The organism is Arthrobacter sp. GW822-FHT05G07 (assembly GCF_058799755.1).
Genome location: NZ_JBXALT010000007.1, coordinates 243887 through 256307, shown reverse-complemented (window position 1 = coordinate 256307; position 12421 = coordinate 243887). Strand labels below are relative to the sequence as shown.

11 protein-coding genes are annotated in these 12421 nt (G+C 63.6%); 10 read left to right on the top strand and 1 reads right to left on the bottom strand.

What is annotated here, in order from left to right; all coding sequences use genetic code 11:
• Position 1 precedes the first annotated feature (1 nt).
• Genes AC1RJY_RS14030 through AC1RJY_RS14010 form a run of 5 tightly spaced genes read left to right on the top strand, consistent with a single transcriptional unit; the run spans position 2 to position 5575 of the window.
• Positions 2 to 2113: a dipeptide/oligopeptide/nickel ABC transporter permease/ATP-binding protein gene (locus tag AC1RJY_RS14030; RefSeq protein ID WP_498602559.1), complete on the top strand. Its 2112-nt coding sequence runs from the start codon at positions 2 to 4 to the stop codon at positions 2111 to 2113.
• Positions 2110 to 2925: an ATP-binding cassette domain-containing protein gene (locus AC1RJY_RS14025; protein WP_011773572.1), complete on the top strand. Its 816-nt coding sequence runs from the start codon at positions 2110 to 2112 to the stop codon at positions 2923 to 2925. The genes AC1RJY_RS14030 and AC1RJY_RS14025 overlap by 4 nt, the downstream gene beginning before the upstream one ends.
• Before the next feature lie 37 nt (positions 2926 to 2962).
• On the top strand, positions 2963 to 3880 hold the full coding sequence (locus tag AC1RJY_RS14020) for a dihydrodipicolinate synthase family protein (protein ID WP_498602558.1): 918 nt from the start codon (positions 2963 to 2965) through the stop codon (positions 3878 to 3880).
• 5 nt (positions 3881 to 3885) lie between these two features.
• On the top strand, positions 3886 to 4866 hold the full coding sequence (locus AC1RJY_RS14015; RefSeq protein ID WP_498602557.1) for an ROK family protein: 981 nt from the start codon (positions 3886 to 3888) through the stop codon (positions 4864 to 4866).
• Positions 4867 to 4888: 22 nt separating this feature from the next.
• On the top strand, positions 4889 to 5575 hold the full coding sequence (locus AC1RJY_RS14010) for an N-acetylmannosamine-6-phosphate 2-epimerase (protein ID WP_498602556.1): 687 nt from the start codon (positions 4889 to 4891) through the stop codon (positions 5573 to 5575).
• Between the two features lie 67 nt (positions 5576 to 5642).
• Here the strand turns inward: AC1RJY_RS14010 and AC1RJY_RS14005 are convergent, their stop codons facing one another.
• Positions 5643 to 6464: a sulfurtransferase gene (locus tag AC1RJY_RS14005; protein WP_498602555.1), complete on the bottom strand. Its 822-nt coding sequence runs from the start codon at positions 6462 to 6464 to the stop codon at positions 5643 to 5645.
• Between the two features lie 156 nt (positions 6465 to 6620).
• Between AC1RJY_RS14005 and AC1RJY_RS14000 the strand changes: the two genes are divergently transcribed.
• The 5 genes from AC1RJY_RS14000 (at position 6621) to AC1RJY_RS13980 (ending at position 12404) form a co-directional block, all read left to right on the top strand.
• Positions 6621 to 8078, top strand: coding sequence for a dihydrolipoyl dehydrogenase family protein (locus AC1RJY_RS14000; protein WP_014920799.1), 1458 nt, complete (start codon positions 6621 to 6623; stop codon positions 8076 to 8078).
• 71 nt (positions 8079 to 8149) lie between these two features.
• Positions 8150 to 8950 carry a P-loop NTPase family protein gene (locus AC1RJY_RS13995; protein ID WP_011773566.1) on the top strand — a complete coding sequence of 267 codons (801 nt, stop codon included), beginning with the start codon at positions 8150 to 8152 and terminating at the stop codon, positions 8948 to 8950.
• Positions 8947 to 10983: a YhgE/Pip family protein gene (locus AC1RJY_RS13990; RefSeq protein ID WP_498602554.1), complete on the top strand. Its 2037-nt coding sequence runs from the start codon at positions 8947 to 8949 to the stop codon at positions 10981 to 10983. Before AC1RJY_RS13995 ends, AC1RJY_RS13990 begins: the two co-directional genes overlap by 4 nt.
• Positions 10980 to 11624, top strand: a complete 645-nt coding sequence (locus tag AC1RJY_RS13985; protein WP_014920797.1) for a TetR/AcrR family transcriptional regulator — start codon at positions 10980 to 10982, stop codon at positions 11622 to 11624. Before AC1RJY_RS13990 ends, AC1RJY_RS13985 begins: the two co-directional genes overlap by 4 nt.
• Positions 11625 to 11768: 144 nt before the next feature.
• Positions 11769 to 12404, top strand: coding sequence for a hypothetical protein (locus AC1RJY_RS13980; protein ID WP_498602553.1), 636 nt, complete (start codon positions 11769 to 11771; stop codon positions 12402 to 12404).
• The last annotated feature ends 17 nt before the right edge of the window (positions 12405 to 12421 follow it).

Sequence of the window (12421 nt, the reverse complement as noted above, 5' to 3'; positions counted from 1 at the left end):
CATGCGCAGCAAGCTCGCAGAACGGCTAAGTGCCCCGGGCATTCGTTTCAAAGCCCTGCCCTGGGGCTCCCGTATCGCCCTGCTCTTCCTCATCGTGATTGTCCTGGCGGCCATTTTCGCGCCGGTCATTGCACCGCACGATCCTCTGGAGACGTTCATTCCAGCCACCCCGCCGGGTGCAGAGCACTTCTTCGGCACCGACCGCTTGGGCCGTGACATCTTCTCGCGTCTCCTCTTCGGTGCACAGTCGTCGCTGATGATCGGCCTCGGAGCGGTTGCCCTGGCCATCCTTGCCGGTGCACTCCTCGGTTCCTTCGCGGCCACCTCCAGCAAGTCCGTGAACGAGATCATCATGCGGCTCATGGACATCCTCATGGCATTCCCCGGCATCGCGCTGGCGGCCGTGCTGTTGGCCGCGTTCGGTAACTCGGTGCCCACCATCATCATCGCGATCGCCATCATCTACACCCCGCAACTGGCCCGCGTCGTCCGCGCCAACGTGCTGGCCCAGTACGGCGAAGACTACGTCCGCGCCGAGCGCGTGATCGGTGCCGGCCGCTTCTACATCCTGGTCAAGCACATTGTCCGCAACACTGCCGCGCCCGTGCTGGTGTTCGCCACGGTCATGGTGGCCGACGCCATCATCCTCGAAGCCTCCCTCTCCTTCCTGGGCGCCGGCGTTCAGGACCCTGCACCGTCATGGGGCAACGTCATTTCCTACGGCCGCAACCTGGTCCTGTCCGGCGGCTGGTGGGCCACCACCTTCGCCGGTGTGACCATTCTGCTGACCGTGCTGTCCTTGAACATCCTGGCCGAAGGCCTCACCGACGCCATGGTCAATCCGAAGCTGCGGCGCGCGCCGGTAGTGAAGGACGACGACGGTTCCGCTGCAGTTGTCGCCGTGGACACCGAAGTTGCCACATCTGTGGCCCAGGCCTCCGTGGTGGAGGAACACGAGCTCGACGGCGTCCGCGCGGCTTCCGTTGGTGACGTCACGTCTGATGTGGGCGCTTCAGCCGTGCTGACCGATGTGAAGCTGGCCGCCGCCAACCCGCATCTCCTGCTGGACCGCGAGTTGGAACTGCTGGCAGCCATTGAAGCGAAGCGCACCGACCGACTCCCGCAGGTTTCTCCCGAAGCCCGCAACGTGCTTGAAGTGAAAAACCTGTCCATCCGTTTCCCGGGCCGCTTCGGCGACATCGCGATCGTGGACAACGTCACGTTCACGGTCCGCGAAGGCGAAACCATGGGCCTGGTAGGCGAATCCGGTTGCGGCAAGTCCATCACCTCCCTGGCCGTCATGGGGCTGCTGCCCAAAACAGCCCAGGTCACCGGCTCCATCAAGTTCGATGGCAAGGAACTCCTGGATGCCAACACCAAGCACAGCAACCCCAAGGCCTACGAGGGTCTCCGCGGCGAGCAGATTGCCATGGTGTACCAGGACGCCCTGAGCTCCCTGAACCCGTCCATGAAAATCAAGGACCAGATGGAGCAGCTCACCAAGCGCGGTGGCCGCAAGACGCCGGCAGAGCTTCTGGAAATGGTGAAACTGGATCCCGTCCGGACACTTGCCAGCTACCCGCACGAGCTCTCCGGCGGCCAGCGCCAACGCGTGCTGATCGCTATGGCCCTGTCCCGTTCGCCCAAGATCGTTGTTGCCGATGAACCCACCACCGCCCTGGACGTCACTGTCCAGAAGCAGGTGGTGGACCTCCTCAACGAGCTGCGTGAACAACTCGGCTTCGCCATGGTTTTCGTCAGCCACGACCTCGCCTTGGTGGCATCCTTGGCGCACCGCATCACGGTGATGTACGCCGGCCAAGTGGTGGAATCCGCACAGGCATCCGAACTCCTGCAGAACCCCAAGCACGAGTACACCCGGGGCCTGCTGGGCGCGGTCCTCTCCATCGAGGCCGACGCCGTCCGCCTGCACCAGATTCCCGGCACGGTCCCGTCGCCTCGCGACTTCGCTACGGGCGACCGCTTCGCGGCCCGCTCGTTGAGGCCCGACGCCGATCCCCACCAGAAGCTGGTCCTCACCACCGTTGCTTCGGCGAACGGCGTCGATGCCGACCACTTCTGGGCGAGCCACCTGAAGGAGGACGCGAAATGAGCCAGTCAACACAGCAAGGCTCCAAGCCGGTCATCGAACTCAAGGACGTCAAGGTCTATCACCATGCACGGACCGGCGGCTTGTTCCGGCCGAACATCGTCAAAGCCGTGGACGGCGTGGACTTCACCATCAGCCGCGGCGAAACCGTGGGCATCGTCGGTGAGTCCGGCTGCGGCAAGTCCACACTCGCGTCAGTACTCGTGGGACTCCAGCCGCCGACGTCGGGCAAGGTCTTGTTCCACGGAAAGCCCGCCATCAAGCGGAACGCTGCCATGCGCAAGCAGTTTGGTCGCTCCGTCTCCGTGGTCTTCCAGGATCCGGCAACCGCACTGAACCCGCGCATGACCATCCAGGACATCCTCACGGATCCGCTGCAGATCCACGGCATCGGCAACGCGGCCTCCCGCGCCGCCAAGGTCAAGGAACTGTTGGCGCTGGTCGGCTTGCCGCAATCGGCAGCCGAAGTGACGCCGTCGCAGGTTTCCGGCGGGCAGCGCCAGCGCGTGGCCATCGCCCGTGCACTGGCTCTGGACCCGGACATCATCGTGGCGGACGAGCCGACGTCGGCCCTGGACGTTTCCGTCCGGGCGCAGGTCCTGAACCTGCTGTCCGATCTAAAGACCCAGCTGAACCTGGGCATGGTGTTCATCTCGCACGACATCCAGACCGTCCGCTACGTTTCGGACCGGATCTGCGTCATGTACTTCGGCAAGATCGTTGAGCAAGGCTCAGCCGCGCAAGTCTTCGACAACCCGAGCAACGACTACACCAAGAAGCTCCTGGGCGCCGCGCCGAGCCTGCTTCACATCTAGTTTTTCCCTTCACAAGCTACAAACAACGGAGAATTCTGTGTCCACTCAGTTCCAAGGCGTCATCCCCCCGGTCATCACTCCCCGCCACGCAGACGGCAGCATCGACACCGCGTCGCTGAAGAACGTCACCAAGCACCTGATCGACGGCGGTGTCTCCGGCCTTTTCGTCCTGGGCTCCTCCGGCGAAGTCCCCTACCTGACCAACGAAGAGCGTGAATTGGTGGTTTCCACCATCGCCGACGCCAACGCCGGAGCAGTTCCGCTGATCGTGGGCGCCAACGAGCAGACCACCAACCGCGTGATCGAGGAAGCCCGCAAGGTGGTTGATCTTGGCGCCGACGCGATCGTGGTCACCTCCATGTACTACGCGATCGGCAACGCCGCGGAAACCGAAACCCACTTCCGCAGCATCCACGCCGCCATCGAGAAGCCGATCTTCGCGTACGACGTCCCGGTTCGCACGCACTTCAAGCTGCCCACCGACTTGTTGGTTCGCCTCGGCCGTGACGGCGTCATTGCCGGTGTCAAGGATTCCTCGGGCGACGACGTTTCCTTCCGCCAACTGCTCCTCGCAGCCAAGGACATCCCCAACTTCGATATCTTCACCGGTCACGAGGTTGTGGTGGACGGCGCGCTCCTGGGCGGCGCGCAAGGTGTTGTCCCGGGCCTCGGCAACGTTGACCCTGCCGGTTACCGTCGCCTGTTCGACGCCGCACAGGCCGGCGACTGGGCTCTCGCGGCAAGGGAGCAGGACCGCTTGGCCGACGTCTTCGAGATCGTCTACACCCCCAAAGGCCGCGTCTCCGGCGGCGCCGCTGGTCTGGGTGCGTTCAAGACGGCACTGCAGGTGATGGGTGTCATCGAGTCCAACACCATGAGCTCGCCGATGCTTTCCTTGAACGATTCCGAGGCTGCCGCGATTCGCGAAATCCTGGAGCGGAACGGGCTGGTCTAAGCTTCATGACCCACGTGATCGGCGTTGACCTCGGCGGCACCAAGACTGCCGCCGGGGTTGTTTCCCCTGCAGGTGAAGTGCTCATGTCGGAGACCATTCCGACGTTGAACCGGGCTGGTGGCGAAGCGATCCTCGACGCCACCGCTGCGCTGATTGCGGGCTTGGTGGAGCGCGCTGCCGACGCCGGACATTCAGTGTCCAGCGTCGGTATCGGCTCCGCCGGGGTCATTGACGCTTCTTCCGGGACCGTGGTGTCTGCGACGGATGCGATTCTTGGCTGGGCAGGGACTGAGCTTGTTTCCGGGCTTTCGTCCCGCCTGTCGCTTCATCCTTCGGCCGTGCGCGCCGTCAACGACGTCCATGCCCACGCCCTCGGCGAAGCATGGCTCGGCGCTGCGGCCGGATCCTCAAGTTCGCTCATGGTGGCGTTCGGAACGGGAGTCGGCGGAAGCTTTGTGCTGGACGGCGCTCCTGTCTTGGGTCACCGTTTTGTTGGCGGGCATGTGGGGCACTTCGCTTCTCCTTACGCCGCCTTTGACGGGACTCCGCTCCCCTGCGTGTGCGGTGGTTCCGGGCATGTTGAGGCCATCGCTTCGGGGCCCGCGATTTACGAGTCTTTCCTGCGGTTTGGCGGTTCCGCTGTGGATGCGGCGGACACGCGGGACGTGTTTGCTCTGGCCGCTTCTGAAGACCACGACGGCGGTGCTACCGCGGGCTCTGCGGGGGACCGCGCCGCCGCTTTGCGTGCCATCGGCGTCGGCGCGGCAGCAGCCGGACAAGCAGTAGGCGGTCTCATCAACGTCCTCGACCCTGAAACCGTGGTGATCTCCGGTGGCTTGGCCGACGCCGGCGAGCTCTGGTGGAAGCCTATGGAGTTTGCCTTGCGACAGGAACTGCTGGCTCCCTTGGTTTCCGTGCCCGTGGTGCGGGCGACTCTCGGCAATACCGCCGCCATTGTTGGCGCCGCAAAACTCGTCCTTAAGTAGTCCGAAAGTAATTGGAGACGTCATGATCCTCACGCCCAAAAGCCTCGAAGCCCTCCGTTCCCAGCTGATCGTCTCTTGCCAGGCGTACCCCGGAGAGCCCATGCGTGATCCCCGGACCACTGCCCAAGTAGCGGCATCCGCCGTCATCGGGGGCGCTGCGGCGATCCGCGTCCAGGGGTTGGCCGACGTGCAGTTCACTCGTGCCGCCGTCGAGCTTCCTGTCATTGGCCTCTGGAAGGACGGGCACGACGGCGTCTTCATCACCCCCACCCTTCGTCACGCCTTGGCGGTGGCGAATGCGGGTGCGCATGTTGTGGCCATTGACGGGACGCGGCGTTCCCGCCCGGATGGGCTTTCGCTTTCTGAGACCGTCGCGGGAATTCACGCGGATTCGCATGCACTGGTCATGGCCGATTGTGGGTCCTTCGATGACGCAGTGGCTGCGGTCGAAGCGGGTGCGGACCTGATTGGGACGACCTTGGCCGGTTACACGGGCGAGCGCTCCAAGACCGACGGCCCGGACCTGGAACTCCTGGAGCACATCGCTTCCGCCGGCCTGGACAAGCCACTCATCGCGGAGGGCCGCATCCACACCCCGGCCCACGCCCGCCAAGCCCTCGATGCCGGGGCGTTCGCCGTGGTGGTGGGCACGGCCATCACTCACCCGGCGTCGATTACGGGCTGGTTCAAGGGCGCGATGCACGCGTAGCCCTGCGTTGCGAGGCCCGCTCTGCGCCCAAAAACCCCCTGCAGGCCCGCAGAGCAGGCCTCACAAGCTAGATTTTCGTCTCCACTGGCCTGTCGTTCGCGCGGGAGTACTGGGACCATCCGCCAACGAACAACCGGCCGGAGCCCATTCCCAACTGCTCCATCACCAACAGGTTGTGGCACGCAGTCACTCCGGATCCGCAGTAGGCAATAGTCCCCTCTGCGGACAGGACTCCGGCGCGCTCGAAGTTCGTGCGAATTTGCGGCTCCGGGAGCAAGTTTCCCGTGGAATCGAGGTTCTCACGGCACGGGACGTTCGCGGCGCCGGGTATGTGTCCGGGGCGGGGGTCGATGGGGTCTTGGCGGCCTTCGAAACGGTCACGATTCCTCGCATCCACTGCGAGGAAGGTGTCAGAGGAAGCTTCCGAAATGTCTGCCAGCAGGTCTGCAGGCCAGGCTTTGGCAGTGAAGCTCCCGGTCCGGCGTAGCGGTGTTTCCGTGGAGAGATCCCCGGGATAGTTGCCAATGCCCCCATCCAGGATCGCCGCAGGGTGTCCCGTCGATCGGAGCATCCAGACCAGCCGGGCCGCGATGACTCCCCCGGCGTCGTCATAGGCCACTACGGTGTCCGAATCACCAATACCGGCTTCACGCATCCCCTGGGCAAACACTTCCGGCTCGGGTAGCGGGTTCCTGCCGGCTTCGGGTGTAGCGGGCCCGGACAGCCAACGATCCATATCCACGAACACTGCGTCCGGGAGATGTCCGGCGTCGTAGGCGTCCTTCCCCGAAGATCCGTCCAAGTACCAGCGCGCGTCCACGAAGACGACGGTCCCGAGGTTGCGGGCACACCAATTCCAGTCAACAAAAGGCTTCAGTTCATCTCCCATGCATCGAAGCCTAAACAGGACTTCCATATTTTGAGATACTCATCCCAATATATGGACGGGAGATCACGTTGCGAGGCCCCCTCTGCGCCCAAAAACCCACCCCAACCCAGCAAAACGGGCCTCACAACGCTCAGGCAGCGGTTGTAGGCTTTCCCCATGACTGCCGAGAGCTCCCGGGAATTCGACGTAATCGTGATCGGCGCTGGCGCCGTGGGAGAAAACGTGGCGGACCGGGTGGTTCGCGGCGGCCTGACGGCGGTGATTATCGAGAGCGAGTTGGTGGGCGGCGAGTGCTCCTACTGGGCGTGCATTCCTTCCAAGGCGCTGCTTCGTCCGGGCAGCGTGCTTCACGCCGCGCAAGTGGTGCCCGGCGCCAAAGAGGCGATCACTGGAACCATGGATGCCGAGGCCGCACTGAAGCACCGGGACTGGTTCACCAATAATTGGCAGGACGGCAGCCAGGTTGAATGGCTGGACAGCGCCGGGATCGAGTTGATCCGAGGACGTGGCCGCATCACAGGGCCTCGCGAGGTCCAGGTGGATGGACTCGACGGCAACAATTACGCTCTGAAAGCTCACCATGCCGTGGTGGTCGCGACGGGTTCAACCCCCACCATCCCGGACATTGACGGTTTGAAGGACGTACCTTTCTGGACTACCCGCGGCGCCACGGCAGCCAAGGAAATTCCGAAGCGCTTTGTGGTCCTTGGCGGCGGGGTGGCGGGTGTGGAATTGGCGCAAGCATTCGCCCGGTTCGGCTCGGACGTCACGCTCATCGCCCGTGGCCGCTTGCTGAGCAGCTACACGGAGGAAGCCGCGAACCTGGTGCTGGCCGGGCTTCGTGCCGACGGTGTGGCTGTTCATCTTCACACTGATGTGGAGAAAGTGGAGAAGAACGACGACGGCTCATTGACAGTTACGTTCGACGACAAAACAATCACAGCCGATAAACTCCTGGTCGCCTCCGGACGGCACCCCGCCCTGGTCAATCTGGGCTTGGAAAACGTGGGAGTTGAAGCACAGGACGGCAAACCCCTCCGACTCACAACGGATGCCAGCGGCCTGGTGGAAGGCCCTGCCAGTGACGGCACCAGCGGACTGTGGCTCTACGCCGCGGGGGATGCAGCCGGCAAGGTGCTCCTGACGCATCAGGGCAAGTACGAGGCCAGAGCAACCGGTGACGCAATTGTGGCCAGGGCCAACGGCAAACTCACCGGGACACCCAAACCGTGGAGCCCGTGGGCCCACACGGCCAACGATCACGCCATCCCCAGCGTCGTCTTCACCGATCCCGAGGTGGCATCTGTAGGCCCGAGCCTGGAACAGGCACTGCTGCAGGGCAAGAACGTCACGGGCGTTGAGCTCCCCATCGACGTGTCCGGTTCCCAGCTGCACTCCCCGGACTACAAGGGGTGGGCGCAGATCGTGGTTGACGAGGACCGGAAGGTCATCCTCGGAGCTACTTTCGTGGGTCCGGGCGTGGCCGAGCTACTGCACTCCGCGACCATCGCCATTGTGGGTGAGGTTCCCTTGGATCGGCTCTGGCATGCAGTTCCGTCGTATCCCACCGTCAGCGAAGTGTGGCTGCGGCTTCTGGAGAAGTACGGCCTCTAAACCTCTATTTGAACTGACTGGTCAGTTTAGTTAGACTTTCAGCAGACACCATTTCTGCGAAAGGCTTCATTGTGCTGTCCGTACAGCAACTTCAGATCAACGGCCGCCGGGACGATCTCCTTCCGGCAACGTCACTTCAAGTCCGCCGCGGCGAACTCCTGCTCGTCGCTGGAGAGGGCCAGGACCAGAGGACCGCTTTGGCGTTGGCTCTGAGCGGCCGCATGAAGCCAAGCAACGGGATCCTCAGCTGGGACGCCACCACCAAAACCAAGAAGATCCGCCTCTCCAGCGCCTTGGTGGACTCCCCCGGCGTCAACGAACCCGAGCAACACCTCAGCGTCCGCGACCTCGTCACCGAAGACCTCTCCCTCATCCCCCGCCGTTACCGCGGCGCGCTGCTGAGCAAACCGTGGCTGAAGGTCAACAGCTTTGAAGACATCGCTGGTCTCTGGATAGAACAAATTCCCGCCGCTCGCCGCTTGGAACTCCTCACCGCGCTGGCCCTGGCAGATCCGGCCACGGACCTCCTCGTGGTGGACTCCCCGGACCGCCACAGCGCTGACCCCTCGGCATGGTTGCCCCGACTTCAGGCATTGGCGTCCGACGCCGGTCGGCCGCTTGCCGTCGTCGCCGTCGTGGGTGCCCTCCCGGACAACTGGACCGGCGCCGCTGCGGTGATCGGCAACTCCGTCTCGCACCCGCCTGAACCGGAAGCTGAAGCCGCACCCACCCAGCCCAAGCCAGCGGCCGTCGTCGAGCCCAAAACCGAGCCCGAAACTGAGCCCAAAGCCAAGCATGCCGCCCAACCGGCGTCTGAAACAACATCGGCTGCCCACGCTGAATCCGAAAACCTTCAAAGGACTGCAAAGTGACTGTTCTGCGGCTGGCCCGCTCCGAACTCAAGCGCATGACCGGCGGGCTCCTGCCCAAGCTGACCATCCTCGCCCTCACCATGGTTCCGTTGCTCTACGGCGCGGTGTACCTTTACGCGAACTGGGATCCGTACGGCAATCTGAACCAGATCGACGCCGCCCTGGTGGTAGCAGACACGGGTGCCACCTCAAAAGACGGCACGGAACTGCAGGCCGGCAAGAAGGTGGCAGACAGCCTGGTGGACGGTCACGTCTTCAACTGGAAGCAGGTCTCCAGCGCTGAGGATGCGGATGCCGGTGTCCGCACGGGTGAGTACGCTTTCGCCCTGCGCATACCCAAGGATTTCTCGGCCAACCTGGTCTCCCCCGGCAGTTTCGACGCCGCCAACCAGGCCATGCTGCACGTCACCACCAACGATGCCAATAACTACCTTCTGAGCACCATCGTGGACAAGCTCACCACGGCTGTGCACTCCACTGTCGCCAAGGAAGTGGGCGAGGAAACCGCCAACCAGCTCCTCACCGGTTTTGGCACCATCCATGCGTCCATCGTGAAAGCCGCCGATGGTGCCTCGGAGTTGGCCACGGGTGTGGGGAAACTTAGTGATGGCGCCGCGACGCTGCACACCGGCACCACTCAGCTGGTCACCGGCGCGGACCAACTCGTGGCCGGGCAAACCCAATTGCGCGATGGTGCTGTGCAGCTGAACACCGGCGCCAGCCAGCTCAGTTCCGGCCTCACAGAGCTCAAGAACAAGACCGCTACCCTTCCAACGGACTCCCAAAAGCTCGCTGATGGCGCCGCCCAAGTAGCCGCCGGGAACGCCGAGCTGAACACGAAAGTCCAGGACGTCGTCGGGCAGCTCGAAGCGGCAGACAAGGGCCTCCGTACCCGTGTGCTCGAGTCAAACGCCCGGCTGGTTAGTGCCGGTGTGCTGACGCAGGAGCAGGCCGACAAGGTCCTGGCAGACTTTGATGCTGCCGCAGCGTCGAGCCCGGTCACCGATGCGAAGGCAAAAATTGCCGGTGACGCTGCCAAAATCCAGCAGCTCTCCGACGGTTCAGCCGCTGTGAGCGCCGGAGCCTCCAAGCTGGCCGCCGCCACGCCAGCGCTGACCGACGCCATCTCGAAGGCCGCAGACGGGGCCGGGCAGCTCAACGCGGGCGCATCAACGTTGGCCGCCGGGCAGCAGACCGCCTTGGACGGCGCAGCCAAACTCGACGACGGTGCCCACCAGTTGGACGACGGTGCAGGCCAGCTCGCCAGCGGCGCAGTGACCGCATCCGATGGTTCGCATACCTTGGCCACAGAGCTCGCCAAGGGCGCGGGAGACATCCCCAACCCGAACGATGAGCAGAAAAACAGTGTGTCCAAGGTGATCGCGGATCCGGTGGCCGTGGACAACGTCTCCCAAGCCAAGGCTGGATCCTATGGCGCCGGGCTGGCACCGTTCTTCCTGACGCTCGCCCTGTGGATCGGCGTGTTCATGCTGGTCCAGGCCATGCGACCCATCACCCAACGGGCCCTGGCATCGAACGCCCCCGCCTGGAAAATCGCCGTCGGAGGCTGGCTGCCGTTCTTCGTGGTCTCGGTCCTGCAGGCCACCATCCTCACCTTGGTAGTGAACCTTGGCCTCGGCTTGAACCCCGCACATCCCATCGGAATGTGGCTGTTCATGTTGGCCGCGGTGATGGCATTCAGCGCGATCATCCAAGGCATCGTGGCGCTGATGGGGACGCCCGGAAAGTTCGTGGTGCTGATCCTATTGGTCCTGCAGCTCGTTTCTTCGGGCGGTACGTTCCCGTGGCAGACCACGCCCATGCCGCTGCACGTGGTGCACGAGGTCCTGCCCATGGGATACGTGGTGACCGGCATGCGTCACCTGATCTACGGTGGTGAGCTCAGCATGATCTGGCCCACGGTCCTTGGCCTGCTTGGATACACTTTGCTGGGAATGGCGCTGTCCACGCTCGCCGTCCGCAAACACAAGGTGTGGACCCTCAAGACCCTGAAGCCGGAGATCGCAGTATGAGCACCACCGAGCCGCTCCCTTCCGCAACCGACTCCGGCCTGTCGGAGAAGAAACTCCGCCCGGGCCGCACCAACGCCACCAAACAGCGCCTGTTCGAGGCTTCCATGGAGCTGATCGGCGAGCGCGGCGCTGCGGGGGTGACCGTGGATGAAATTGCGGCCGCCGCCGGGGTGTCCAAGGGAACTGTCTACTACAACTTCGGCAGCAAATCCGATCTGATCGCGCAGTTGCTGCGGCACGGTGTGGACATCATGCTGGTGCGGCTGCAGGACGTTCGGGGCAATAGCAGTGATCCGCTGGAATCCATGAACAACATGGTGGGACAGGCTATGGAGTTCATGGACGACTACCCCTCCTTCGCCCGCCTGTGGGTCAGTGAAAACTGGCGCACTCCCGGCGAGTGGAGTGCCGTATTTGCCGAGCTCCGGGCTGAACTTCTGGCTGTGATCGGCTCGGCTGTGGAGAGCGTTGCGTCCGGCTACAAGGTTGATCAGAGCATTGCCCGAGGCTCTTTGGAAGCAGCGATTTTCGGGGCCATCTTCGTGGTGGGCCTCGACCGGCAGACGTACAACCCTGAACGCACTCGCGAGCAGAGCGTGGCAGCCGTGATGACCATCATGCATGGGTACGTCATCAAGTAGGTATGGGCAGCCCGTTGTGAGGCCCACTCTGCGCGTAATGTTGGGATTTTAGGGCGCAGAGCGGGCCCCGCAACGGTATCCAACTGCAATGTATGACGGCGTGGCGTGGCTACTTGGTCGGCGATGATTAACCTCATGCGTCACATGGGGAACAGTGGGAAGCTTGCGGTGGTGTCCGCATTCGTCTCGCTCGGGCTATTGGTTCTGGCCGCTGTTGTGCTTGAGGAACTGGTGTTGTACCTTTTCCTGGGTTCCGTGCTGATCTGCTACTTGGCGTCCATCGTGCAGGTCTTCAACCGGCGACGCTACTTGGTGGTCCTCCTTGGTGCAGCGGGGACCAGCCTTTTCATCGGGTGCAGCATCGCGTTCCTGCGAATGTGGGGAATTGCTTTCAACCAGGACGCCAACGCTTTGGGCAGTGCAGCGCTAGGCAGCCCGGCCAGCACCCAGGATTCAGACATCTACTTCTACTTGGCCGCCGTGGCAGGGTTTGGGACGCTGGGCGTGCTGTTTCTAGGTGCTGTGGTGCCATCGTTCGGTTCACGGGCTGCGGCTCCTCCCAAACGACCCCCGACGCCTGCGAAGCGAACCCCGGCGCCGCGCAAACCAGTTTCCCGTCCGCCTACCCCTGCCAAACGTCCGGCTGCTTCGTCTCCACGTCCATCCAATGCAGCCAAGCCCCCTGCAGTGAAGCGTCCCGCACCGCGTACGCCAACCACGGCAGCCAAGCGTCCGGCGTCGAGCGCTTCCACTCAACGCAAGCCGGCCCCCAAACGCTAGCTCACCTTCCCACCCCT